This window comes from Bacillus sp. FSL R5-0603, assembly GCF_038050295.1.
GTDB lineage: Bacteria > Bacillota > Bacilli > Bacillales > Bacillaceae > Bacillus > Bacillus subtilis.
Window position 1 is genome coordinate 3,711,846 of the sequence record NZ_JBBOYP010000001.1, and the last position, 24,729, is coordinate 3,736,574.

Sequence of the window (24,729 nt, forward strand, 5' to 3'; positions counted from 1 at the left end):
TCATTTTGCAGCCGGACCAGCTATTCTTGTAAAATGAGGCCAAGCTTATGTGAATCTATTAAGACATGTGAGCTGCCTCGGCCGTTTTTTGTTTTCGAGGCGCAGCAGAAATGACCAAAAGCCCCAGCATCATAAGCGCAATGCCCAGCCACGAGGAAGGCGAAAGCATTTCCCCTATGAAAAACACGCCAAGCAATGAAGCCGTCAGCGGTTCAGCTAAAGACATCGTGACCGCCGCCGAGGCCGGAACCCCGGTAAGCCCTTTCGCAAACAAAAAGTATGCGGCACATGTTGCAATTAACCCGATGTAAAGGCTTGTTCCCAGTCCTCTAGGGGTCCATATCCACGAGATATCTGACTGCCATAATAGCGGCGTCAGCAAGATGGCGCTGATCATGAATACAACGGCGGAGGTCGCTCGAGGAGGCTGGGTTTTCATCATCGCTTTACTGATGAGCGTATAGCCCGCAAAAGAAGCACCCGCTCCAAGCGCCATAAGAACACCAGCCACATCAATCCGAACATTGGAACTGTCGGAAAACAGAAGCCAGCAACCCGTTAAAGCCAGCACAGTCGCAATCCACCAGGAGTTTCGCGGGCGTTTCTTCAATACAGCCCATTCGAGGGTCCCGGCAATGATAGGCGCACTGCCGATGGCAATCACAGTTCCCACTGCAATTCCCGTTTCTTTAACCGCTGTGAAAAACAGCGGCTGGTAACACGCCATACAAACAGCGGCTAAAAATACGAGCGGCCATGACCAATTTTTCACGTGAAGCTCCCGGCTGATCCAAACCGCAAGTAGCATGGCGCTTCCTCCTATTAATAACCTGAACGCTCCAAATGCCAGCGGTGTGGCGCTTTCTGGAGCCAATGCCTGAACGGTTCCCGTGGTCCCCCAGAAAAAAGCCGCAATCAATACAAAAAGGCTGTAAATATTCCCTTTCATCTGCCTCTCCCCTTTAATATGGATGCTGATGTCATTTTATCGTTTTTCTTTTTGTCACGGTTATCTGTATGTAAGAAGGATTTATCTGAAAATAAGATTATTGGGGTAAAATGCCGCTTGAGATAAAAAATGCATGCCGGCATATACAGCCGGCATGCGAAGAACGTTCACCCAAATACCTTTGCATTCCGCTCAGCCATCCGGGCGAGGTTTTTCTCAAATTCCATTTCCTCATCAATGGACAGTCCAGCTGAATAAAGATGGGTGCTTAACGCTTTTAATTCCGTCAATAAAGCGAACATTAAGTCTTGTACGGAGATGTCTTTTTGCAGAAGCTCACTTAAGGACGCCATCGTTTCCGGACGTATTTCCGGATAGACGCCTTTTTTATCGTTTTGTTTGTCTTTCAGCGCCGCTTGATAGAATCGTCTGATCAAGTCGGCCCTTTCACTGCCGCTTTTATCCGCACAGAGATAAATTTGAACAGCGACTCCGCCGCGAACGCGTCTCTGAGAGATGCCGGCGAACTTTTTGCCATTTATACTGAGGTCATAGCTGCCGGGACAATAAGACCCTTCAATTTCATAGGCTTCGATCTTTGCATTGTACGGTCTCAGCATTCGTCTCATCAGCTCAACCATCGCTTCATATCCTTTGTCTATATCGATGCCTTTCTTTTCGTCCTCGAATATGAGAGAGATATTTAAAACACCGTCATCCAATACGACGGCAAGACCGCCGGAATTGCGTACGATCACACGGTATCCTTCACTCTCCAGCAAGGAGATGCCATCCTGCAAAAACGGGAGGCGTGTATCCTGTATTCCAAGGACAATTGTATCGTGGTGCACCCATGAGCGCGCTGTCGCCGGCGACACGCCTTTTCCGACGGACATGCACAGCGTATCATCCATTGCGAAGGATTGCTTCGCATCAAATAAAGGGCCGAGACTGGATTGGTCAATGACTCTCCATTTCGGCTGCATCAGTAAATCAATCGGTTGGTTTGCCATCTATGTAAAACCCTTTCATGTTAGGCTTATTGAACGAAAACTATTATATCATTTCAGCAGCTGTGATTGATAATTGCTTTTCAGCATCGTAATAAAAATTTCTTTATTTTTTGTATTCTCCATGAGAGGAGAATGAATGTAAGACAGCTTGCGCTTTAACGAGAAATCTTTAATATGCAGAATTGAGATTTCACGGTGGATCAAATCCTTATGCAGTACGCTTCTGGATAGAACCGAAAGTCCCATGCCGTTAATCACCGCTTCCTTTACACCTTGATTGCTGCTGATGGTGAACATTGATTTCGGCCGAAGTCCATTTGAACTGAGTACATGATCGAGATATTCTCTCGTCCCGGAGCCTTTCTCTCTTGTCACCCACGCTTCGTTCTGCAAATCGCTGATCGAAATCTCTTTCCGCCCGGCGAGCGGATGCTGATTTGGAGCGGCAATGCACATTTCATCCTCCATGAACGGTTCAATTTCCAGCTCATTCTCGTTTGTATGTCCTTCAATCAGCCCGATATCAGCCTGAAGCATCCGCACACGCTCGCTGACCTCCTCTGTATTGCCAATCATGACATCTAGATTCAGCTCTGGATACAGCTTTTGCAGCTGGGCCAATAGCGGCGGAAGAATATACTCACCGATTGTAAAGCTTGCAGCTATTTTCAATTCACCCTTCACATAGTGATGATGCGCATAGATTTCAGCCTTGGCTTGTTCGTAGAGAAACACCATTTGCTTTGCTCTTTGATATAAAATGTCTCCTGTCGGCGTTGTCGTAAAGTGTTTTGGCGACCTGTTCAGAAGAGCTGTTTGAAATTCTTTCTCAAGATTTTTGATATGCAGACTGACGCTGGGCTGGGAGATCATCAGCTTTTCCGCCGCTTTTGTGAAGTTTTTTTCTTCTACCACCGCTATAAACGTTTTCAGCACGTCGTAATACAAAAACCCCACCCCTGTCATTAATGAAATATATGGTTATGATTAGTTTTCTTTATTGTACTCATATCATCCGTCTTGGTAAAGAAGGCTATACGGAAGCGCAAAAAAGGCAGCCCTCGGTCGAGAGCTGCCATCGTCTTCAATTTTATTACAGTGCTTGCGCCGCTGTAATTAATGCGAGATTGTAAACATCTTCAGCGTTACATCCTCTTGAAAGGTCGTTTACAGGCATATTTAAACCTTGCAGGATTGGTCCTACCGCTTCAAAGTTGCCCAAACGCTGAGCGATTTTATAGCCGATGTTTCCTGCTTCAAGGCTTGGGAATACGAATACGTTAGCGTCCCCTTTGATCTCGGAATCCGGCGCTTTTTTCTCAGCTACAGATGGAACAAATGCAGCATCAAATTGGAATTCGCCGTCAAGTGTCAGTTCAGGCGCTTTTTCTTTTGCGATTTTCACTGCATCCGCTACTTTTTCTGTTTCATCAGATTTTGCTGAGCCTTTTGTAGAGAAGCTGAGCATTGCCACGCGAGGCTCAATGTCGAACATTTTTGCCGTATTGGCACTTTCGATCGCAATCTCGGCAAGGTCTTGGCTGTCAGGCGCAATGTTAATCGCGCAATCTGCGAATACGTATTGCTCTTCTCCGCGAGCCATGATGAACACGCCTGAAGTCTTTTTCACGCCTTCTTTTGTTTTGATGATTTGAAGAGCCGGGCGGACAGTGTCAGCTGTCGAGTGAGCAGCTCCGCTTACGAGTCCGTCTGCAAGGCCTTTATACACCAGCATTGTACCGAAGTAGTTCTCGTCTAATAACGCTTTACGAGCCTGTTCTTCTGTCGCTTTGCCTTTACGGCGTTCTACGAATGCTTGTACAAGGTCTTCCATGCCTTCATATGTATGAGGATCATAAATCTTAACGCCGTCCAGCGTAAGGTTCAATTCTTTTGCTTTTGCTTGGATCTCATTTTCATTGCCGATCACAATCGGATTCAGCACTTTGTTTCCTGCAAGCTTGCTGACCGCTTCTAAAATACGCTCGTCTAAGCCTTCAGGAAATACAATTTTAACGTCTTTTCCAGCTACTTTTTCTTGCACTGTTGAAAATAAATCTGCCACAATAAAACCTCCTCAAAAAGTTACAAAAACGCTTTCTTTTACTAGCATACTCTTCTTCCAATCAAATTCAAACAGCCAACTTTCATTATAGCGCTTTCATAAAAAAATCTTATTTTTCTAACTAATTTAAGTGACTCAATCTTCCCTTATAGGTTCTTCTATTTTTGATGGAGTTATACGGAAGGGATGTTCAAGGTTTCTCCACAGTAGAATCGGATAAACTATGGTATAGTGAAGGCAATCATGAAAAGATAATGGGAGTGAAGATAAATGAGTGAACAGCAAATGACGAATGAAGCGGCAAAAACGCTTGACGGCTGGTATGCGCTTCATGATTTCCGCACAATGGATTGGGCTTCCTGGAAGCTTCTGTCCAGTGATGAGCGCCAATCTATCATACATGAATTCACCGGGTTGCTTGAAAAATGGGGCGTAGCCCAAAAAGAAGGAAAAGGATCGCAAACTCTTTACAGCATCGTCGGCCAAAAAGCTGATTTTATGCTGATGATCCTTCGTCCTACAATGGAAGAATTAAATCAAATTGAGCTTGAATTCAACAAATCAAGACTTGCTGAGTTCACCATTCCGGCATACTCCTACGTATCAGTGGTAGAGCTGAGCAACTACTTGGCAAGCGGTGACGGCGATCCTTATGAAAATCCGCATGTGCGCGCTCGCCTTTACCCTGAACTGCCGGAATCAAAATATGTATGCTTCTATCCAATGGATAAAAGAAGATCCGGCAACGACAACTGGTATATGCTTTCAATGGAGGAACGCAGAAACTTGATGAGAAGCCACGGTTTAATCGGCCGCAGCTATGCGGGCAAAGTCAAACAGATCATCACCGGCTCTGTCGGCTTTGACGATTACGAGTGGGGCGTTACATTATTCAGCGATGATGTCCTTCAATTCAAGAAGCTAGTGTACGAAATGCGTTTTGACGAAGTCAGCGCTCGCTATGGCGAATTTGGTTCATTCTTTGTCGGCAATCACCTTTCGCTTGATACACTTCCTCAATTCCTATATGTATAATATCCCCTCCCGTCCTATCCGGCGGGAGTTTTTCAATCCTCCTTTATCAGAATTTAAATAAAATTTGCTATTTTCTTCGTTTTTTCTTACGATGTAGATAATAATCCAATTTTTTCAAAGGGGTGCAGTTATTTGTCAAAACGAACCGCATTTGTTATGGGAGCCAGTCAAGGGATCGGGAAAGCAATCGCTTTGAAATTAGCAGACCAGCATTTTTCCCTCGTCATTAATTCGCGAAGTTTGGATAATATTGAATCTGTCAAAGAAGACATTTTGGCCAAGCATCCTGAGGCGAGCGTCATTGTCCTTGCGGGCGATATGTCTGACCAGCAAACGAGAGCGGCCATTTTTCAGGAAATCGAATCTCAATGCGGACGGCTTGATGTTCTGATTAATAATATCCCGGGCGGCGCGCCTGATACATTTGATAACTGCAATATAGACGATATGACGGCCACGTTCACTCAAAAGACCGTTGCCTATATTGACGCTATCAAGCGTGCTTCCTCACTGATGAAACAAAACGAGTTTGGCAGAATCATCAACATTGTCGGAAATCTGTGGAAAGAACCCGGCGCCAACATGTTCACAAACAGTATGATGAATGCCGCTTTAATTAACGCCAGTAAAAATATTTCCATCCAGCTTGCTCCTCACAACATTACTGTCAACTGTCTGAATCCTGGTTTTATCGCTACAGACCGTTATCATCAATTTGTGGAAAATGTGATGAAAAAGAACAGCATATCCAAACAGAAAGCAGAGGAACAGATTGCTTCCGGGATTCCGATGAAACGGGTCGGATCAGCCGAAGAAACCGCAGCGCTCGCCGCGTTTCTTGCCTCTGAGGGAGCCTCCTACATCACGGGACAGCAAATTTCCGCTGATGGCGGCAGCATGAAAAGCATATAAAAAACATCCCGCTTTTTAGCGGGATGTTTCTTGTAATGACCCGAACGACAGGTTCAGCTTTTGAATCCGCATGACAAATTCCATCAGATCCTCCTGCTTCGACACCATTGATATTCTGACATGTCTTTTTCCGTTGCTTCCGAAAATTTCGCCCGGTGTGACGACGACATGGGCATGCTCCAGCAAGTAATCGGAAAATTGGTGAGATGTCTCAAACGTATTCGGAATTTCAGCCCATACGTAAAAGGTTCCTTTTGGCTTTTCCATCTTCCAGCCCAGTTCCTTTTCACAAAGCGCCGTAAAAAAGTCAATTCGTTCCTTATAAATTCGTTTCAACGATTCCGTATGCTCCGGATCTCCAGAAAGCGCCGCACTCGCTGCCTGCTGCAGCCCGCCGAACATGCCGACAAATACATGATCCTGAAATTCATTGACGGCCTGAATGATCTTTTCGTTCCCAACCGCAAACGCCATTCTCCAGCCGGCCATGTTAAATGTTTTTGAAAATGAATAAAGCTCTGCTCCGACAGTTTTGGCATCCTCTGCCTCAAGAAAGCTGGCCGGTTTTTGATCGAATTCAAACGCTCCGTATGCAAAATCATGAATCAAATGGATGTTATGCTCTTTTGCAAAAGCAGCAGCTCTTGCATAAAAAGCCGCATCAGCCACAGCTCCAGTGGGGTTGTTCGGATAGTTTAAAAACATAAGCTTCGCTTTTTCCAGCACGGCTGGATCAATCTTTTCAAAATCCGGCAGATAGCCATTTTCTTCATACAGCGGCATTTCGTAAAGCTCAGCTCGCGCCATCGTAATCCCTGATAAATATTCAGGGTAGCCTGGATTCGGGACTAAAGCGATGTCTCCGGGATTGAGCAGGCATTGTGTCAGCACATACAAACCGGCTTTCCCGCCTCCGAAAAGCGCGACCTCCGTTTCAGGATTGATTGTCACGCCGTATTCTCTTTTATAGAAAGCAGCGATCGCTTCCTTTAAAAAAGGATAGCCCCTGAAAGGGCCGTATCCATGAAACGAAGGATTCAAGGACGCCTCCCGCAAAGCCTCCACAATATGCGGCGGAGTGGGAAGGTCAGGGTTCCCCTGTCCGAGATTAATGATATGGGCCCCCGTTTTTTCCAATTCCTTTACCTTTTGAAAAACGAGAGAAAACTCCTGCCTTGGAAGTGTCTTGATGACATCGGACGGTGTTATTTCCATCTAAAAGACTCCTTTTTGCTCCGTTTTGTTATCCCGTTCCAAAAACGATTTGTTGACGAGCTTCGTATGCAGAAACAAACCGCATACGATCACGACAATCAGCCCCATAATGACCGGAGCGCTTAGGATGTTAATGAACATTGAACCAATAGAAATGCATAATCCGATAGACGCTTCAGCCACTGAAAAAATGCGCCCTTGAATCTGGTTTGCCGCATTTTCCTGAACCTTCACTTTTGCAAGCACTTCCCCGTATTCCATCGCGATGAAAAAGAGGATCGCCGCGATGACAGAAACAGCGAAAATCGGCGTGAATAAAAACAGCGCCAGCGAGACAATGGATAAAACGGTAAAGTACGTCAGGCCTCTATTATTGTTAAATCCCCATTTGCCGACAAGCGCCGCTCCGATAAAGCCGCCGAAACCGATGCAGAATGTGAGAATAAAGTTGCCGATTTCCCCGTCACCCAAAAAGCGGCTGACAATCGGAAAATAGCTGTACACAACTCCCCACAGCAAAGCCATTGTAATCATCGTAAACATGGCGTTTAATACCAATGCATTGGTTTTGATTTCCTTGAGTCCTTCCTTAAAAGACTGAAAGGCCTCTTTAATGTTTTCAGATTGAATCGGCACAAATTGCAGCTTGATACGGCTGATAAAAAATGCCGAAACCAGGTATGTCACACCGTTAAAGGCAACAGCCAGCTCTACAGATCCCCCTAACAGAAAGAGCCCTCCGGCAGCCGCCCCGACGATAATGGAGATGGTTGTCGCTTTTGCAAATAACGTGTTGATGCTTTTAATATCTGATTCCAAGGACGACATGACAGCGAGACGGGCGGGATTAAAAAACACGCCGCTTCCATAAGAAATAAACAGCAGGGCCAGAAAAATCAGCGGATACTCGCCTTTTGGAAGAAATGTGAGCCCCAAAAAGATGATGCCTCTGATGATATCCGTCCACAGCATGATCTTAATTCTGTCTAACCGGTCGACCAGAACCCCCAAAAACGGCTGAAACACCATCGGAATGCTTCTGACCACGATGACCCCGGACGTCACCCAATAATCGTGATAATATGTAGACAAAATGAGCAGGGCAGGGAGAACACAATAGTCTCCCATGAACGATAGCGCCTGCCCGTAAAGCAAGTATTTAGAGTTGGGTTTCAGCTGTTTCATACTGGCAGCACATACTTTGCCGTCAGCTTTGCATGCTGCTGAATTTGTCTGATTGATTCAGCCACATCCTGTGAATTACTGCCTTTCAGTTCAAATGCAGCAATGGAATTGAAAGCTTCAAACAATGTCAAATCAACTGAAGTGCCTGGTGCTGCGGCCGAAAAAGAAACGATTTCAGTATCCCCTTTTAAAAGCCCGTCCGGAATATCGATCGCTTCAATGACCAAATCCTCAGCAGTTTCAGGAATCTGGCCATTTTGTTTGAAATGCTGCGGGTACAAATGGCAGTCGGCAACATAATAAGGCTCTTGATCCAATAATCCGTCCGGCAGATCGGCGTCTTTTCCGAAACAGAGGACATCTAATAATAATTGCGCCATATCAAGGCCGAAAACCTTTTTAATGTTAGGGATCATATTCCAGCCGGCAAATCTGGCTGCCGATTCAATTAAACCCGGTTCTCTGTTTTTCATTAGCTTGATCTCTGTATGTGTTGCGCAATTTTGCAGGCCAAGCCCTTCATTTGCCTTTTTGGCAGCTTCGACAATTTTCTTTTTTGCCTCTTCATCCAGAATGGACGGCGTAATGTGGGATGTCTCTGTAAACCCGATTTGCGGCGTTTTATCATGAATGGCGATCGGGAAATACTCACCGTCAGCCATGATGCCTTCTATACTGATATAGTCGGAGTACCCTTCTGTTTGATACCAGTCTCCGTACTCACCCTGTAAAAATTCTTCAGCGATAAACGGCGCTTCAAACGTAACCGCCTTTGGCACGTTAATTGATTTCAGATAGTCATTGACTCTGTTAAATTCATCTTCTGCCGTCTCAGTGTCCGTAATCAGCGTTACACCGATTGAACTCGCTAAGTATGTAGGCTTTAAGATAAGAGGTGTGCCGATCTCTTCAAGAGCAGCACGGAAATCTTCGAGAGTTGTGACTCGTTTGTTTTTGATCGATTTGACTCCGGCCTTATTAAAAGCGTCCCTCATTTTATTTTTATCTCTGGCATTTTCGGCTGCCTGCACGCCGGCACCTCTCAAGCCCAGACGTTCACAGGCTTTCGCCATCGGAGCAATGAATAATTCATTGTTTGTTGTGATGGCATCCGCCCCAAACATTTCGGCAACCTTGACGATTTGCTCGACGACCTCTTCCTCAGGCTTGTTATGATCCTCATGCGCCCAATAAATGGAATCAGGATGCTCAAAATCAGCTAAACTCTTAAAATAGTCTTTATCTTTTATGACCGCGACCGAGTATTTTTCAATCAATGCTGCATGGGAGGCTGTAATTGCAAAAGGTCTTGGAATAAAGCTGACCAGGTTATATTTTTCAGCAGCGCTTTTATAAAACATGTGCGGCGGGCAGCCTCCAAGATCAGCGATGACCAATACTGTTTTTCTCTCCATATGTAAAACACTCCTTCTCTATTGTGCGGTGTATCCTCCGTCTGCGGTGATGGCGCTTCCGGTCATATAGCTTGATAAATCCGAGGCTAAAAACAGCATTACGTTTGCGATTTCTTCAGGTTTCCCAAGCCTCAGCAGCGGATTTACCTTCGCTTTTTCTTTTTTGATCTCTTCAAGTGTGCCTTCGTTATTTTCAAGGAATGATTTTTCATTCAGCGGTGTGTCGATGATCCCCGGGCATACGCAGTTCACGCGAATGTGATGCTTCGCATAATCAACGGCCATTGATTTAGTCAGCTGCAAAACCCCGCCTTTGCTGGCGTTATAGGCAGGAATATCAGGCCATGCCACGAGTCCGCCGACAGAGCACGTATTAATGATGTTGCCCTTGCCGGCGGCCAGCATATGCTTGAGTGCATGTTTGCTCATTAAAAACATGCCAGTCAAATTGACTTGCAGCACCTTGTTCCAATCGCTGAGCTCCATCTCGTGAATGGGCGCCACGATTTCGATGCCTGCATTATTAATCAAGACATCGAGTCCGCCAAATGTATGAACCGCCAATTCAACTGCGTGCTGGCAGGCAGCTTCGTCTGTGATGTCCGTTTGCACAAAGTGCAGCCTGTCATTATTTTCTTTTCGTACCATTGCTTCTCCCTGCGCTTCGTCAATATCCGCCACAACCACATTGGCCTGCTGGGCCAAAAAAGCCTGAACCGCAGCATAACCAATGCCTGATGCGCCTCCTGTTATGAGGACGGTTTTATCGGTGAGGTTCATGATCATTCATCCGCCTTCATTTTTTTTGCTTTTGCTCTGTTGTAGCGCGGCGGGAAGAAGATATTAATCGATTTTGATTCTTTTTCCGAACGGTTGATGGCACCGTGCTCTTCACGAGGCTCACAGAAATAGGCTGTGCCGAATTTCATCTCGACTGTGCAGCCTTCGACCGTCATGTCATAGCCGCCGCCGATGCAGATGCCGATTTGTTCATTCCGATGTTTATGGAAAGGCATTTCTCCGCCATTTCCAGGGATTTTGGCAAGCATAATTTCTACCCAATCCTCAACAAAGAACGTGACTTCCATGCCTGGCAGCAGGTCTCTTGTTTTGAAAATATCCAAAAAGTAGTCCTCAGGACTTGTATATGTTTCATCAGCTTTCAGCCGCTTGATATCAATAGCAATCACTTCTTGGTCTGTGTCGTTTCTTGCCCCGTGAGGCACATGCGGCGGCGCGATATAGGCAGATTCCAAGGCTGTCATTTTTCTTGTCACATCTCCGACAGTCATCATCAGCTCGCCAGAAACGACCATGCCGATTTGGACCTCCTTATGCTGATGGGGTTCAACATTGGTATGCGGCGGGACGTAAGACATTAATACTTCAGTATCCCCTCGTACGGTTGAATACTGCCTCACTCCGTTTTCCCATTCAATTAATTTCGGTGTCGGGAAATAAAGCTCCTGCATATCTTCTTTAGTTTTCATCATCAACGTCTCCTTTTCCAAATAATGACCAGCTCATTGGAATGCTTTTGAATGTTTTTACAAAGGTTAGCCCGTACTTTTGCCGTGCAAGCTCATTGGTTAAGGCAATGTCATACAAACCTTCTTTTACTTTTCTTGCGGCTTGACTGGTTGAATTGACTAGTTTGAAACGAACATCTTTGCGGGTAAAATATTTTATTAAATTAATAGGTGAAGGATGTGAAACAATAACAGATGTATCAAGCATATCGTCTCTGAATTCAAAATCAGGACGAACAGCCAGGCCGTACATCGGTGTGTCGCACCTGAAGATCTGCAATAGCTGCAAATCCGGCCTCATGTAGAAATGCTTAATGCCATCGTAAGCATGTGGGACGATGGTATATTCCAGTGGGCTTTGGAGCGTCCTTTCGATGCATGATTCAAAAGTATCATGCAAGGACAATTTACTGTTCAGCCCTTGTAGAAGAGTAAAATTGGAAATGAAATGCTTTGCTGCGTACTCACTGCTTGTCCCCTCAGGGCCGAGCGTGTTGACTGTAATAAGTTTGGATAGTGAATCAGTTCTTTTTTTTGTCTGAATGCTATTATCCAATATAATCATGAGCACCAACCAATCTTTTAAAATTTTAAGTAAATTTTATCCAGCGGAAATTGAACTGTCAATGTTTTTTGAAAATATTGATAATTATTCCCATACAAACAAAAAAACCCTTTAAAAAGGGTTTTTAATTATAGGAATTTAGAAACTTTGTTTATTGAGATAAGGACTGATCGGCCTTCTGCTCAAGTTTGCCGTACTTTTTATATGCGAATACACTGAGCACAAATCCGAGGACTGTGATGGCGGCGCAAATCAATCCGACAGCTGCATAGCCGTATGCTACATATACGGGTCCCATTAAAGCAGAACCTAATGTCACGGCCAGATTCGAGGCGAGGCTGTAAAACACCATGACTTTTCCGCGATGACGCTCTGAGCAGTCACTCAAAATGGTGCTGAGCAGCGTCACCGTCAAACTTTGCATTAATCCCCAAATAAATAGGCTGGCGATTAACAGAAACATTGACGCCGGCGCATATGGTAAACACGCCAGCAGTACGCTGATGACCCCCAACGCAATCAAAAGGGAGCGCATTTTTCCGATGCGGTCGGCTATCTTTCCTGTAATCACACTCATGGAAAACCCGATTCCATAAATCATGATAAATAAGCCCGCAGCCGTGTTTCCTCCGGTAAAAACGTCCTGAAGATAGGTGCCTAAAAAGGAATACATACCGTAAAAACCAATCATATTACAAAAGGTTATCGTGATATAAACAGGTACACGAGGAACTTTCAGCGCATCCCGGAATGTTCCTGCCGGCTCTTCTATTTCTTCCTTGCCGCTGTTTTTATGTTGGGCATGGCGGCGCATTTCAAGGAGAATCAGCAGGACAACTAAAACACCCATCAGGGCGAAAATCCAAAACGTCCATCTCCAATGCAGGACGCCGCCGATAAATGATCCGAGCGGCACTCCGAAAATCAGCGCCAGCGACCAGCTTGAAACGATCAGTCCCATCACCTTGCCCCGGTATGTATAAGGAACACGATCACCGACAACTGCGTAAGCGGTCGGAACAAACGCTCCCGCAGCCAATCCCGAAAGCGCCCGGCCTAAAAAGAAGAAAAAAATATTTTGAGCCAAAGCGCATATCACCGTTCCTATGATAAAGATCATAAGCCCGGCCAATAAGCTCAGTTCTCTGGAGTATTTATCGCCTAATGGAACCAAAAGCGGCGCACCGATAAAAATCATAATGCCGTAAATACTGATAGATAACGCAAGGACGCTGACATCTGAACTGAAGGCTTTTGCTAAATCCGGCAGCAGCGGTGAGATCACAAGCTCTTCAGATCCGGCTGCAAATACCCCCATCGTTAAAGCCAGTGCCAACAATAACGGAAAATGATGTTTTGTTTTGATGTCATTGTTTTGATTGCTGTTCATTCTTTCTCAAACACCTCTTCCATAATCTTCTTATCATAAAGTTGTATTATAGTTTAGCATTGTTTTTTCACTATTTACAATTCGAACGAAATATTTATAAGTTTTATTATTTTCATTTAAATCCCATTATATATTTCTGTATTCCATTCTAAAAATACATGAGGATGTAACGCGTAAAAAAAGCTCTCCGGCCTCCCGGAGAGCTTTTTCTATTGCGCCTCTGTCTGCTTTTTTTCAATCGGTTCATGATTTATACGCTTTTTGATGCTTAGATGATAGTATGCATAGCAGAAAATAATGATAGGCACACCGCAGTATAAGCCGATTCTTTGATCCGGAATGAAAATAAGGCTGATCAACACGCAGCCATATAAACAAAATCCGAGAATCGGGACTAGCGGATAAAGCGGCGTTCTGAACTCCAGATCATTCACATTTCCGCCTTCAGCAAGGAAACGTCTGCGAAAGAAAAATTGCGACGCACAAATGGACATCCACGCGACAACTGTCACCATGCCTGAGATTGAGATACACCATAAATACACTGTTTCTGCGGCCATGACACTTGTCAGCAGCGAACAGCCTGAAATGCCTAGCGTAATCAGCAGGGCATTCATCGGCACGCCTTTTTTTGTCAGTCTGGTGAGAAAGGATGGACCCATTTGATTTGATGAAAGTGACCACATCATGCGCGACGCCGCATACAATCCCGAATTAGCAACAGATAAAATGGCCGTTAAGATGACAAAGTTCATGATATCTGCCGAAAATGGGATGCCGATTTGATCGAGTACCGCTACAAACGGGCTTTCAATCACCCCCGCCGTTTTGTACGGAAGGATGGCAACCAAGACGAACATAGCGAGCACAAAGAAAAACAGCGTGCGCCAAATGACATTTCGAATGGACTTTGGCAGTGTTTTTTCCGGGCTTTCACTTTCCCCTGCCGCAATGCCGACAAGCTCCGTTCCCTGGAACGAGAAGTTCACCATGACCAGCGTAAACATAACGGCCAGCACCCCATTAGGGAAAAGCCCTCTATCAGTCATAAAGTTAGACAAAAAGGGTGTCTCCTGTGTGCCTTTAAAGTCAATCAAGCCAAACACAGCGGCACCGCCAATCACAATAAATAATATGATCGCCGCCACTTTGATGCTTGAAAACCAAAATTCCATTTCTGCAAAGCTTCTGACAGAGAGCGCATTAATCAAAAAGATGACGATGCCGAACACGAGGCACCATATCCAGATCGGAACGGAGGGCAGCCACCTTTGCATCAAAATGCCTGCTGACGTCAGCTCTAACCCCACTGTATTCGCCCAGCTGAACCAATACAGCCAGCCAATCATAAAGCCTGTCGACGGTCCCAGAAATTTAGTGGCGTAAGCCTGAAACGATCCGGCCACCGGCATGGCAACAGCCAATTCTCCTAAACAAAGCATGACGAGATACATTAAAAATCCGCCGATGATATAAGCCGCAATGGCGCCGAGCGGTCCCGCAAGGCTAATGGTAAAGCCAGAGCCTAGAAACAGCCCAGTGCCAATCACCCCTCCCAAAGCAATCATAAACAAATGCCTGCTTTTCATGCTGCGCTGCAATTCATTTTTATGATTCTGCATCATCCTTCCCCCTTTGGTTCTTTTGCCGTGATGGTCATCCGGTAGCTTTGCAAAAGATGAACGGTGGTTTGCTGTATGAGGAGAGGCAATACATGAAATGTGTACGGTTTATAGACTCGTTCTGTCCATTTATGGCCGTCTTTTCCGTACACGCCCATATTAATGGATGGAATATTCAGTTTGCGTATGTCTTTGAACGGAATGGTCCCAATCATATTCCACCCAGGGAAGTTCCTGATAAAAGAATCAATTTCGCCATCGGTTTCGTGCAGTGATAAAAAACTGCCGTCTGCCAAGTAGGGGAAAAACTTTTTGAAGACAAATGTTTCGCCTGTCGATTCAGCGGTTTTGTCAGCCGCTTCTTTAATCACATGCTGCAAAAGCTGATCTCTTGCGCTATCTTCTTTCAAATAGTTATGCGGCAGGTAAGGAGGTGCGTAAAATAGAATGACTTTTGCGCCTTGATCGGGGTCAAGCTTTTGAAGCTCTTCGATTGCCTGAAAGCATCTCATGCGAAGTTCAAGGTGCTCGTTGGCTTTGAATGTCTGCTCGATACACTGCTCGGGATCTATCCCCCGGTTTCTCAGCTTTTCTAAGTATTGCTCCAGGCTATACACTTGAATGTCCCATGATAAATGTTTCTTTGGCAGGTTGGCTCTTTTTACATATTCTTCATAATAATCTGATAATTTTTGTTCTGTCTCTCGGCATGCTTCCTCAGTGACTGCAATAAGCAAATCCATCATTTCTTTTGCTGTTCTTTCATAAATAAAACAATTGAAATACAAGCTGGTGCTGACAGCCGTTTGCACATTATAGGATTCCTTGTTATCACGCTGATACAAACAGGATGGTGGCAGAACCAACTCCCCTTCAACCTTTTCTGCCAGATGGATGTTATTGTGGAGACGGCTTGTGATTTCAGATGAAATGAAATTTGGGTCAATCCCTGCCAGTGTATCGCCAACATGGACTTCACGCCCGTAAATGTAAAAGCAAGGCAGCAGTTTTCCCGCGGCTCCGGTATAGATATATCTTGTCTGATCACCATCGTAAAGCGGGGTAATAAAATCCGTATTAATAGCAGCCAAATAGTGAAGCTGTTTTTCTTTTTTTAGCCGGTTCAGCTCTGAAATGCTGGCGAGAATGCCCGAATGCTGGCTCTCCTCATCGGGATTGGCCATAAACAATACATTTCCCGGCAACGTCTCAAGGTTCTCCGAAAAATGCAGAAGATTGGCTAAATGCACGGCGATGCCGCTTTGCATATCGACAGATCCTCTTCCGAACATCCAATCGCCTGATTTGGCATCCCGCTGAACCTCCTGATCGAACTCATAGCGGCTGAAATACTCGGCCAATTTCTCACAATCAAAAGCGATATCCTTTAAAGGGCCGAAATCTTCAATTCCGACTGTATCCAGATGGGCATGGTAAATGACTGTATTTCGGCTTTCTCCATGTCCTTTAATAAACGCAAAAATATTTTTGCGATTGTATGGGTCATTGGGAATGGCCTGTTCCCACACATGACTGGGGTTTTCCTGAAAATATGGATAGCTCGTGATCACTTCTTTGATGAAATCTGCTTTTGTCCCTTCTCCAACGGTGCCGTTCACGCTGCTGAGGCTGACCAGAGATGCTGTCAGCGCCTCCACTCTTTCAGCCGGATTCATGTGACTGATTTTTGTATACTGCATAAATTGTCCTCCTGATCAAAAAGTTGAAATCGTGCGATCCGCTAAAGAATCGCACGATTTTATTTCTCTCAAATCAAAAAGCTTCGGACGTTGTTTTGGCTTGCATATGAAGAATTAAGTAATCGGGACCGCCTGCTTTTGAGTCTGTTCCTGACATATTAAAACCGCCGAACGGCTGATAGCCGACAATTGCTCCGGTACATCCTCTGTTAAAATATAGGTTTCCGACATGGAAATCCTCGCGCGCCCGTTCAATGTGCGCACGGTTTTTCGTCAGAAGCGCACCTGTTAATCCGTATTCCGTGTTATTGGCAATCTCCAGCATATGATCGAAATCACGCGCTTTGCAAATCGCAACAACCGGGCCGAAAATTTCTTCCTGCATCAAGCGGGCGTTTTCATCAACATCTGCAAAGATCGTCGGCTGAATAAAGTAGCCTTTTGAATCATCGCCTTCTCCGCCGGCCAATAGCTTGCCTTCAGATTTGCCGATTTCAATGTATTTCATCACTTTGTTGTAGGATGCTTCATGAATCACGGGACCCATATACGTATCAGGATCTTCTGGATTGCCGACAGTCAGCGTTTTGGTCAGCGCCACAGCTTTTTCCACCACATCATCATAAACATCCTGATGGATGACCGCGCGGGAGCCCGCAGAACACTTCTGTCCTGAATATCCAAATGCTGAATACACGATAGAGGATGCAGCAAGGTCAAGATCAGCGTCCTTGTCGACAAGCACTGTGTCTTTTCCGCCCATTTCTGCAATTACCCGTTTGAGCCATTTTTGGCCCGGCTGCACTTTGGCGGCTCGCTCATAAATCCGGCAGCCGACTGCACGGGAACCTGTAAATGAGACAAACCGTGTCTTCGGATGCTCAACTAAGAAGTCACCGATCTCCGCTCCATCTCCCGGAATGTAATTCAGAACGCCGTTTGGCAGACCCGCTTCCTCCATGACCTCGACAAATTTTGCTGCCACTACCGGGGCTGCGTCAGCCGGTTTTAAGAGAATCGTATTTCCTGTCACAATGGCTGCCGCCGCTGTTCCCGCCATAATCGCGAGCGGGAAGTTAAATGGAGAAATGACGATGCCGACGCCAAGCGCTTCGTAATGATATTGATTGAACTCGCCAGCACGGCTCTTCACCGGAGCCCCTTCCTTGAGCTTTAACATTTGTCGCGCATAGAACTCTAAAAAGTCTATCGCTTCAGCCGTGTCCGCATCTGCTTCCTTCCACGGTTTTCCCGCTTCCTTCACAAGATAGCTTGAAAATTCATGCTTTCTTCTGCGCAAAATAGCCGCTGCCTTAAAGAGAATATTCGCGCGGTGCTCCGGTCTTTGTTTTTTCCAGGAATCAAATGCCTGCAATGCGGCTTGCATCGCTTTTTCAGCAAGCTCTTGATCCGCTGTAGACGCGTACCCAATGATCTCTTCTTTATTTGCCGGGTTAATAGAAATGATTTTGCGGTCCGTTTCAATTTTTTCTCCATTTATGACAAGCGGATAATGCTTGCCGAGCTGAGTGTTTACAAAGGCCAATGACTCCCCAAATGCAGTTTTATTCTTTGCTTCCGTAAAATCGGTAAATGGTTCGTGCGCGTATGTGACTGTCATATGTAGTCCCCCTCGTGTTATGAAATATATCTTCGCATATGAATAAAAATGCAAGAATCATGCCATTTTCTTGTCTTTTGCTGAAAAAACTTGTTGAATCGAACAGAAATTTGTCTAACAGGTGATCATCTTTCTCTATTTCCGATCTTGAACGCAAATTTATTTTGCGATTTTTGCTCTTTAGGCAAAAAACAAACGCAAAATTATTTTGCGGAGGCTTCTTAAATTAGACCCATCCGCGGAATCGCGATGCTTCTGCCGATTTTCTGATGCCCGTCATGTAAGCCGCCAAACGCATATCCACTTTATGTGTTGCCGCTGTCTGATAAATTGTTTCGAACGAGCTGACCATGACGCTTCTCAATTTTTCTGCAACCTCTTCTTCCGACCAATAATATCCTTGGTTGTTTTGCACCCATTCAAAATAAGAAACCGTGACGCCGCCGGCACTCGCCAGGATATCCGGCACAAGCAGCACGCCTCTTTCATTCAGGATCTTAGTGGCATCAATGGTTGTTGGGCCGTTCGCCGCTTCGACAACAATTGACGCCTGAATGTTATGTGCGTTTTTGGCTGTGATTTGATTGGAGATCGCAGCAGGCACTAAAATATCGCAATCCTTTTCAAGCAGCTCCTCATTTGTGATGACGTCAGTAAATAAGTTGGTGACCATACCGAAGCTGTCCCGTTTATCGAGCAAATAAGGAATATCAAGGCCGTCCGGGTTGTAGAGCCCGCCATTGGCATCAGAAATCCCAATCACCTTCGCGCCCGCATCGTGCATGAATTTGGCTAGGAAGCTACCCGCGTTTCCAAAGCCCTGTATGATGATGCGCGCGTTTTGGAGCTTGATCCCTTTTTTCTTCACCGCCTCTTCAATACAAATCGTGACGCCCTGTGCCGTCGCCGTTTCCCGTCCTTGCGATCCTCCCAAAACAAGCGGTTTACCTGTAATAAAGCCCGGAGAATCGAATTCCCGCAGCCGGCTGTACTCATCCATCATCCACGCCATAATCTGCGAATTTGTGTATACATCTGGAGCTGGAATATCCTTTGTCGGACCGACGATCTGGCTGATGGCACGGACATACCCCCTGCTCAGCCTTTCCAGTTCTCCAAATGACATTGTCCGCGGATCACAAATAATACCGCCCTTCCCGCCGCCGTAAGGAAGATTGGCAATCCCGCATTTGAGCGTCATCCAAATGGATAATGCCTTTACTTCCTCTTCATTAACTTCTGGATGGAAGCGAACGCCCCCCTTTGTCGGACCGACAGCATCATTGTGCTGTGACCGGTAGCCTGTGAACACTTTGACGCTCCCATTGTCCATTTTGACCGGAATGCGGACAGTGAGCATTCTCTGCGGCTCTTTCATGAGTTCATACATATCTCCCGGATAACCCAGCTTCCGAAGGGCTTCCTTAATGATTGTTTGGGTAGACAGAAATAAGTTAAGAGCTTCTTTTTCTTCATCTTTCGAGACTTGCTTTGCTGACATCTTTTTTCACCTCATTGTTTTTTTGGCCGGCTGTAATGTAAGCGCTTTAAAAAATCAGCCCGCCAATTCCTTTCTACATTGGATTCACCCTTATCATCATGCAAGATCCGTACCAGCTTTTAAATCCACAAAAAAAGAGACTGAAAACATCTCAGTCTCTGACTACAAATCTATCGATTAACGGGGATCAATCACCAGCTGCGTTTCAGCATAAAAACTGCCGATTCCCAAACCGTTTACTACATCGCCTTTAATCGTGTAAGTGCCTGCGCGCGGAAGGGTTTTGCGCACCATGACGAGGTCAAATTCGGATGCGCCTAACAAATCAAGCGTAAGCGGGAGTCTGACTGTTTTTCCATCGTTTAAAATCTGTGTTTCTTTCAGTGTTCTTCCATTAACTGAATCTCTTGTCGTAGCATGAAACCCGTCAGGAAATTGAAATTCTACCGCTCCGAGAGAAAGCACCGCATTTGGTTTATATGTCACTTCAATATCAGAAGTGGTCCACTCTTTCGTGCTGTTAATTGTTTTTGCCTCGATTGATGCAGACTGTGCATGAGCTTGGCCCGAAGGAAGTAAGATTGATAGTAAAACAGCTGAACTGATGAATAATGAAGATACGAATGAAGTTCTTTTTAGCATGACATTTCCCCCTAATTGATTGTTGAAATTTGGCCAGAGCGTCCTCTGCAGAAAAAGCGTTTTTTCATAATTCGCGAATTACCAGTTCTTTTTCATAAAAATTAATCTATCATCATTTTCCATGGAAGTAAATGTTTTTTAAGGAATATTAACACTTGGAATTCAATGAGAATTCCTTCCTGTTTATACAAGGTTCAAATGGACGATTTCTCTCTCTTTTTCTAGTAACATCTGCCCGACATTTTCTATCTTTTATCCTATTTTAAAAAAGGGCAAAAAAAGTCGAAGATGCCTCTGCTCTTCGATTGATCACGTTCCTATTTTTATCTGAATTCAGTGTTCCAGTTAAAACCGATCGTCTCATCATTCCACGGAATTCTTTTTTCATCAGGCTGATCCGGGTTATACGACATGGTGGTAAAATAGATAATTGTCAGCGGCGTCTCTCCCAGCACTCTATATCCGTGAGCCACCCCTTTTGGGATTAATAACAGCATCGGGTTGTCTTCGCCCATATAATAGACGTCTGTTTCTCCTTTTGTCTTTGAATCCTCTCGAAGATCGTATAGGACAACCTGAGCGTGGCCGGTTGGGAAGAACCAGAGATCATCCTGCTTCTCATGATAATGAAATGCCTTAATCACACCCGGATAGCTTTTCGACCAAGAGGCCTGCCCAAAATGCTCAAGGAGATTCTCATCGTCCCGGACCAGCTCAGCAAAAAAGCCTCTGTCATCGCTATGCTTCATCAATTTTTTCACCTTGACTCCATCAATCACACGCACTGCTCCTTTCCTGCAAATACTCATGTAACGCTTCCCGCCAGTGGCGGGGGCGGATGCCGGCTTCTTCAATGGCCCGATGGCTCAGCACAGAGTATGCCGGACGGGGCGTTTTGTTCCCGTATTCCTCTGTCGTTACAGGCAAAATGGCTGTTTCCAGCCCGCTTTCTTCCATAATTGCCGTCGCAAACTCATACCAGCTGCATATGCCTGAATTGCTGACATGATAGATGCCCGGCGGATGGCTGAACAGCTTGATGACCGCTTCTGCTAAATCCTTCGTATAAGTCGGCGAACCAATTTGATCGCTGACAACCCGAAGCTCTTGTTTCGTTTCAGCAAGCTTCAGCATGGTTTCAACGAAATTACTGCCGCCATGTCCGTACACCCACGATGTTCTGATGATCGTGCTGTCTTTTGTCGTTAATCGTATCAGTTCTTCTCCGAGCCTTTTGCTTTTGCCATAAATGGTTTTCGGATCGAGGGGATCGTCTTCCCTATATGGCTGGGTTCCTTTCCCATTGAATACATAGTCCGTGCTGATATGAACATATTGAGCTCCGATGCGGGTTGACTCAAGCGCTGTATAATAAGCGCCGATTCCGTTAATCAAGTACGCTTTATCAAGCTCTTTCTCGCATTGATCAACCGACGTAAACGCGGCGCTATTGACCACGATATCCGGCTGATAATGGCCAAACGAATGCCGTACTGAGCGCTGGTCAGCAATGTTCATCATCTTCTTTGTTAACGCAATGACCTCATATCCGGCTTGCTTCAGCTGGCGGCATAGTTCCAAGCCAAGCTGTCCTCCCGCCCCAGTTACCAATACCTTTGTCAATCAGATCACCTTCTCATCGGTCATTGTCTGTATACCACTGAATCGTACGCGCAATGCCTTCTTCAAACGTCACTTCCTGCCGCCAGCCCAGTTCATTTTTCAGCTTTGATGCATTGATCGCATAGCGCCGGTCATGCCCTTTTCGGTCTTCCACGTGGGCGAACAATTCCTCACAGCCCAGATGTTTCAAAATGACACTCGCCAGCTCTTTATTCGTGCGTTCATTTCCGCCGCCGATGTTATACACCTCGCCGTCGTTTCCTTTTTCTAAAATCAGTTTGATTGCGCGGCAATGATCCTCCGCAAACAGCCAGTCTCGGATCTGGAGTCCATCGCCATACAGCGGAACAGGTAGGCCCTGCTTCGCATGACGGATAATCGTCGGAATCATTTTTTCGCTGTGCTGATAAGGTCCGTAATTGTTGCTGCATCGTGTAATGATGGCCGGAAGCTTGTGGGTTTTCACATAAGACAACACGAGCAAATCTGAGCTTGCTTTGCTGGCTGAGTATGGGTTATTAGGAGAAAGCGGCGTCGTTTCTGTAAACGCGGGATCATCCGCTTTTAAATCCCCGTACACCTCATCTGTTGAAATATGAATCAGCTTCTTGGCTTTTCCTTTCAAGACCGCTTCCGCCAATCGGTATGTCCCCATGACATTTGTGGTGATAAACGGCTCCGCTTGGGAAATGCTTCTGTCCACATGCGATTCTGCTGCGAAGTGAATGACGCCGTCGTAGGTCTCGTCAAACGCCCGGTCGATATCCTCCTGAACGCTGATGTCCCCTTTTACAAAGCGAAAACGGCTGTTTTGCTGTAATTTTTCCATTTCCTCCGGGTGGCTGGCGTACGTCAGTTTATCTAAAACGGTAATGCGCGCATCCGTTTCCCTCAGCATGAGCTTTGTAAACGTGAGCCCGATGAAGCCGGCCCCGCCTGTAATTAAATATGATTTTGCCATCACTTTTCGTCCTGTCCTTTCCGTAGAGCCTGGTGTACAAGCTGGGAAGCGAGATAAAGCGATTCGTGAGTTCCGGCATCTACCCACCAGCCTGATAACACATCATACGTAAGCTGGCTGTTTTCGATGTATAGATTATTCACATCGGTGATTTCCAGCTCGCCGCGCTTTGATGGTGATATTTGTTCAATATATGAAAACACCTCTGCATCATACATATAAATGCCGGTAACACAAAGGTTGGTCGGTGGCTGTTCGGGCTTTTCGATAATGGAACGAATCCGCTTGTTTTTCTCATCAATCTCAGCAATCCCGAAACGTTCCGGGTCATCAACTTCTTTCAGAAGCACTTTTGCTCCTTTCCCCTGCTGTTCAAAGCGTTCTGTATAAGGCTTTAATGAATCTTCAAATATATTATCACCTAATAATAAAATGAAAGACTCTTTTTTCGTAAAGCGCTTTGCATAAGACAGCCCATCCGAAATGCCCGATGCTGCCGGCTGTACTTGATAAGTGATAGTAACGCCAAGCTCTTCCCCGTTCCCAAGCAGTTTGTAAAATTGCGGCATATGCTCCTTTTGGCTGATGAGTAAAATGTCTTTTATTCCGGCTTCCTCCAGCTTCATAATCGACCAGTATATCATCGGATACGGGCCTACAGGAAGCAAATGCTTGTTGACGGCTTTCGTTAAGGGCATAAGGCGTGAGCCGTTTCCTCCGGCTAAAATAACACCTTTCACATTAACACTTCCTTACATGCATTTTTATATCTCTTGTTCATATAAATCTTGAAGAATAGCTGTTACCCGCATAATGCCTTTGCCATCCACGAGCGGCCTTCCTCCCTTGTGCAAAGAAAGGCGAAGAGGATAGCTGCTCATAATGCGCGACATCTGATAGATGAGTGTTTCATCCGGTACAAGCTCACCTAAGCCAAGATCAAGAGCGGCGCCTTGGTCAGCAAATGTTTTGGCTGTAGCCGTTTGATGCTCAACCTGAGAAAGAACAAGGCACGGCACGCCGATGCAAATGGCTTCATATAGAGAGATGCCGCCGGCGACAATGGCTGCGTCCGCTTGTTTCATCAAACCTGCCATATCATTTGTCTGTTCGATCATCTTGTACTGCGGCTTCTTTTCGATCCGCTTTCGGACTGCCTCTTGATGCGGTGAAGCGCTCCCCATCACAAACATTATGTTTTTGTCTTTTATGTCGGGGACTTGATCAGCGGCAGCCAGCACTTTAAAAATAAGCTGCTTCGGATCACTTCCTCCTAATGCAACAAGGATATTGCGACAGTCTTTCTTAAGTGTGTAATCCTCTCTTGCGGCCTGAAAGGCGGGGTGAAGAATAAGATAGTCCGGACCTTCATAGATGCGTGTGTTTCCCTGAACGTACACCCTGCTTCTGATGTCACCGTAAATTCCGTTAATGACTGCGTCACTATATTGAATTGATTTACCGTTTTTCTCTTCAAAAAGAACAATTTTCGCATCTGTCTCCGTCTTTATTTTCTTTAACAGCTCTGCAGGCGCGCCTAGAATATCAAACAAAAGCAAATCAAGCTTCTTGCTTTTTATTTCCCGGAGAATAAATTCGTGCTGCTGCAGCTCCGGCTTTACGATGACACGCCAATGCTCTTCATGAAGAAACGCTTCAGACTCCTGATTCGTATAAAACGTAATCAAGCATCGCTGTTTGAGCCCCTCCGCAAGTCTCTTCATCCGGACAACATGGCCCATTCCCTTTTCATAGCCGCCGTCTGCGAAGATTCCAACATGCATGG

Annotated in this window: 23 protein-coding genes; 2 read left to right on the plus strand and 21 right to left on the minus strand. The window is 45.5% G+C overall.

Translation table 11 applies throughout. From position 1 onward, the window contains the following. Positions 1 to 58 precede the first annotated feature (58 nt). From NYE56_RS19125 to pta, 4 genes are all read right to left on the minus strand, one after another. Positions 59 to 949 carry a carboxylate/amino acid/amine transporter gene (locus tag NYE56_RS19125; RefSeq protein WP_341284251.1) on the minus strand — a complete coding sequence of 297 codons (891 nt, stop codon included), beginning with the start codon at positions 947 to 949 and terminating at the stop codon, positions 59 to 61. 167 nt (positions 950 to 1,116) lie between these two features. After that, positions 1,117 to 1,962 (minus strand): octanoyl-[GcvH]:protein N-octanoyltransferase, encoded by an 846-nt coding sequence (gene ywfL, locus NYE56_RS19130; RefSeq protein ID WP_014478310.1) that lies wholly within the window; start codon positions 1,960 to 1,962, stop codon positions 1,117 to 1,119. Between the two features lie 48 nt (positions 1,963 to 2,010). After that, positions 2,011 to 2,910 (minus strand): cysJI operon transcriptional regulator CysL, encoded by a 900-nt coding sequence (gene cysL / locus NYE56_RS19135; RefSeq protein WP_014481233.1) that lies wholly within the window; start codon positions 2,908 to 2,910, stop codon positions 2,011 to 2,013. A 145-nt stretch (positions 2,911 to 3,055) separates the two neighbouring features. Next, positions 3,056 to 4,027 carry a phosphate acetyltransferase gene (gene pta, locus NYE56_RS19140; protein ID WP_003235941.1) on the minus strand — a complete coding sequence of 324 codons (972 nt, stop codon included), beginning with the start codon at positions 4,025 to 4,027 and terminating at the stop codon, positions 3,056 to 3,058. Positions 4,028 to 4,297: 270 nt separating this feature from the next. On the opposite strand from pta, the gene hemQ reads away from it, so the two are divergent. Together hemQ and bacG are read left to right on the plus strand one after the other, a co-directional pair. Further along, positions 4,298 to 5,062, plus strand: a complete 765-nt coding sequence (gene hemQ / locus NYE56_RS19145; RefSeq protein WP_003242896.1) for a hydrogen peroxide-dependent heme synthase — start codon at positions 4,298 to 4,300, stop codon at positions 5,060 to 5,062. 132 nt (positions 5,063 to 5,194) lie between these two features. Beyond that, positions 5,195 to 5,974: an NADPH-dependent reductase BacG gene (bacG, locus tag NYE56_RS19150; RefSeq protein WP_268555973.1), complete on the plus strand. Its 780-nt coding sequence runs from the start codon at positions 5,195 to 5,197 to the stop codon at positions 5,972 to 5,974. 15 nt (positions 5,975 to 5,989) lie between these two features. On the opposite strand, the gene bacF is transcribed toward bacG, so the two are convergent. The 17 genes from bacF to NYE56_RS19235 form a co-directional block, all read right to left on the minus strand. Continuing rightward, positions 5,990 to 7,189 carry a transaminase BacF gene (gene bacF / locus NYE56_RS19155; RefSeq protein WP_341284252.1) on the minus strand — a complete coding sequence of 400 codons (1,200 nt, stop codon included), beginning with the start codon at positions 7,187 to 7,189 and terminating at the stop codon, positions 5,990 to 5,992. After that, entirely contained in the window at positions 7,190 to 8,374 is a 1,185-nt protein-coding gene (gene bacE / locus NYE56_RS19160; RefSeq protein ID WP_341284253.1) for a bacilysin exporter BacE, read from the minus strand. After that, positions 8,371 to 9,789, minus strand: coding sequence for an alanine--anticapsin ligase (bacD, locus tag NYE56_RS19165; protein ID WP_003242921.1), 1,419 nt, complete (start codon positions 9,787 to 9,789; stop codon positions 8,371 to 8,373). The genes bacE and bacD overlap by 4 nt, the downstream gene beginning before the upstream one ends. An 18-nt stretch (positions 9,790 to 9,807) precedes the next feature. Further along, positions 9,808 to 10,569 (minus strand): dihydroanticapsin 7-dehydrogenase, encoded by a 762-nt coding sequence (bacC, locus tag NYE56_RS19170; protein WP_341284254.1) that lies wholly within the window; start codon positions 10,567 to 10,569, stop codon positions 9,808 to 9,810. A gap of 2 nt (positions 10,570 to 10,571) precedes the next feature. Further along, positions 10,572 to 11,279, minus strand: a complete 708-nt coding sequence (gene bacB, locus NYE56_RS19175; RefSeq protein WP_341284255.1) for a 3-((4R)-4-hydroxycyclohexa-1,5-dien-1-yl)-2-oxopropanoate isomerase — start codon at positions 11,277 to 11,279, stop codon at positions 10,572 to 10,574. Next, positions 11,269 to 11,883 (minus strand): prephenate decarboxylase, encoded by a 615-nt coding sequence (bacA, locus tag NYE56_RS19180; RefSeq protein ID WP_009968341.1) that lies wholly within the window; start codon positions 11,881 to 11,883, stop codon positions 11,269 to 11,271. Before bacA ends, bacB begins: the two co-directional genes overlap by 11 nt. Before the next feature lie 151 nt (positions 11,884 to 12,034). After that, a complete protein-coding gene (locus NYE56_RS19185) occupies positions 12,035 to 13,273 on the minus strand; it encodes an MFS transporter (protein WP_122895621.1) in 1,239 nt (412 codons plus the stop codon). 209 nt (positions 13,274 to 13,482) lie between these two features. Further along, complete coding sequence (locus NYE56_RS19190) at positions 13,483 to 14,895, minus strand: amino acid permease (protein WP_341284256.1); 1,413 nt, start codon at positions 14,893 to 14,895, stop codon at positions 13,483 to 13,485. Then, on the minus strand, positions 14,895 to 16,595 hold the full coding sequence (locus tag NYE56_RS19195; RefSeq protein ID WP_268555977.1) for a M20 family metallopeptidase: 1,701 nt from the start codon (positions 16,593 to 16,595) through the stop codon (positions 14,895 to 14,897). The genes NYE56_RS19190 and NYE56_RS19195 overlap by 1 nt, the downstream gene beginning before the upstream one ends. A gap of 73 nt (positions 16,596 to 16,668) precedes the next feature. Continuing rightward, positions 16,669 to 18,216, minus strand: a complete 1,548-nt coding sequence (pruA, locus tag NYE56_RS19200) for an L-glutamate gamma-semialdehyde dehydrogenase (RefSeq protein ID WP_031315430.1) — start codon at positions 18,214 to 18,216, stop codon at positions 16,669 to 16,671. Positions 18,217 to 18,442: 226 nt separating this feature from the next. Next, entirely contained in the window at positions 18,443 to 19,717 is a 1,275-nt protein-coding gene (gene rocG, locus NYE56_RS19205; RefSeq protein ID WP_003227482.1) for a glutamate dehydrogenase, read from the minus strand. A gap of 177 nt (positions 19,718 to 19,894) precedes the next feature. Next, complete coding sequence (gene bslB / locus NYE56_RS19210; RefSeq protein WP_003227472.1) at positions 19,895 to 20,359, minus strand: biofilm surface layer hydrophobin BslB; 465 nt, start codon at positions 20,357 to 20,359, stop codon at positions 19,895 to 19,897. Positions 20,360 to 20,682: 323 nt separating this feature from the next. After that, a complete protein-coding gene (locus tag NYE56_RS19215; protein ID WP_014481242.1) occupies positions 20,683 to 21,138 on the minus strand; it encodes a dTDP-4-dehydrorhamnose 3,5-epimerase family protein in 456 nt (151 codons plus the stop codon). Further along, complete coding sequence (gene rfbD / locus NYE56_RS19220; protein WP_268555981.1) at positions 21,131 to 21,982, minus strand: dTDP-4-dehydrorhamnose reductase; 852 nt, start codon at positions 21,980 to 21,982, stop codon at positions 21,131 to 21,133. Before rfbD ends, NYE56_RS19215 begins: the two co-directional genes overlap by 8 nt. 13 nt (positions 21,983 to 21,995) lie before the next feature. Then, positions 21,996 to 22,943, minus strand: coding sequence for a dTDP-glucose 4,6-dehydratase (gene rfbB / locus NYE56_RS19225; RefSeq protein ID WP_015250964.1), 948 nt, complete (start codon positions 22,941 to 22,943; stop codon positions 21,996 to 21,998). Next, positions 22,943 to 23,683 carry a sugar phosphate nucleotidyltransferase gene (locus NYE56_RS19230; RefSeq protein ID WP_014478328.1) on the minus strand — a complete coding sequence of 247 codons (741 nt, stop codon included), beginning with the start codon at positions 23,681 to 23,683 and terminating at the stop codon, positions 22,943 to 22,945. The genes rfbB and NYE56_RS19230 overlap by 1 nt, the downstream gene beginning before the upstream one ends. A gap of 24 nt (positions 23,684 to 23,707) precedes the next feature. Beyond that, complete coding sequence (locus tag NYE56_RS19235) at positions 23,708 to 24,727, minus strand: PseG/SpsG family protein (protein ID WP_087614780.1); 1,020 nt, start codon at positions 24,725 to 24,727, stop codon at positions 23,708 to 23,710. Positions 24,728 to 24,729: the final 2 nt, after the last annotated feature.

Coding starts and splice junctions, on each gene's coding strand:
- NYE56_RS19125 (WP_341284251.1), bottom strand. CDS start 949: ATGAAAGGGAATATTTACAGCCTTTTTGTATTGATTGCGGCTTTTTTC.
- ywfL (WP_014478310.1), bottom strand. CDS start 1,962: ATGGCAAACCAACCGATTGATTTACTGATGCAGCCGAAATGGAGAGTC.
- hemQ (WP_003242896.1), top strand. CDS start 4,298: ATGAGTGAACAGCAAATGACGAATGAAGCGGCAAAAACGCTTGACGGC.
- bacF (WP_341284252.1), bottom strand. CDS start 7,189: ATGGAAATAACACCGTCCGATGTCATCAAGACACTTCCAAGGCAGGAG.
- bacE (WP_341284253.1), bottom strand. CDS start 8,374: ATGAAACAGCTGAAACCCAACTCTAAATACTTGCTTTACGGGCAGGCG.
- bacD (WP_003242921.1), bottom strand. CDS start 9,789: ATGGAGAGAAAAACAGTATTGGTCATCGCTGATCTTGGAGGCTGCCCG.
- bacC (WP_341284254.1), bottom strand. CDS start 10,569: ATGAACCTCACCGATAAAACCGTCCTCATAACAGGAGGCGCATCAGGC.
- bacB (WP_341284255.1), bottom strand. CDS start 11,279: ATGAAAACTAAAGAAGATATGCAGGAGCTTTATTTCCCGACACCGAAA.
- bacA (WP_009968341.1), bottom strand. CDS start 11,883: ATGATTATATTGGATAATAGCATTCAGACAAAAAAAAGAACTGATTCA.
- NYE56_RS19185 (WP_122895621.1), bottom strand. CDS start 13,273: ATGAACAGCAATCAAAACAATGACATCAAAACAAAACATCATTTTCCG.
- NYE56_RS19190 (WP_341284256.1), bottom strand. CDS start 14,895: ATGCAGAATCATAAAAATGAATTGCAGCGCAGCATGAAAAGCAGGCAT.
- NYE56_RS19195 (WP_268555977.1), bottom strand. CDS start 16,595: ATGCAGTATACAAAAATCAGTCACATGAATCCGGCTGAAAGAGTGGAG.
- pruA (WP_031315430.1), bottom strand. CDS start 18,216: ATGACAGTCACATACGCGCACGAACCATTTACCGATTTTACGGAAGCA.
- rocG (WP_003227482.1), bottom strand. CDS start 19,717: ATGTCAGCAAAGCAAGTCTCGAAAGATGAAGAAAAAGAAGCTCTTAAC.
- bslB (WP_003227472.1), bottom strand. CDS start 20,359: ATGCTAAAAAGAACTTCATTCGTATCTTCATTATTCATCAGTTCAGCT.
- rfbB (WP_015250964.1), bottom strand. CDS start 22,943: ATGGCAAAATCATATTTAATTACAGGCGGGGCCGGCTTCATCGGGCTC.
- NYE56_RS19235 (WP_087614780.1), bottom strand. CDS start 24,727: ATGCATGTTGGAATCTTCGCAGACGGCGGCTATGAAAAGGGAATGGGC.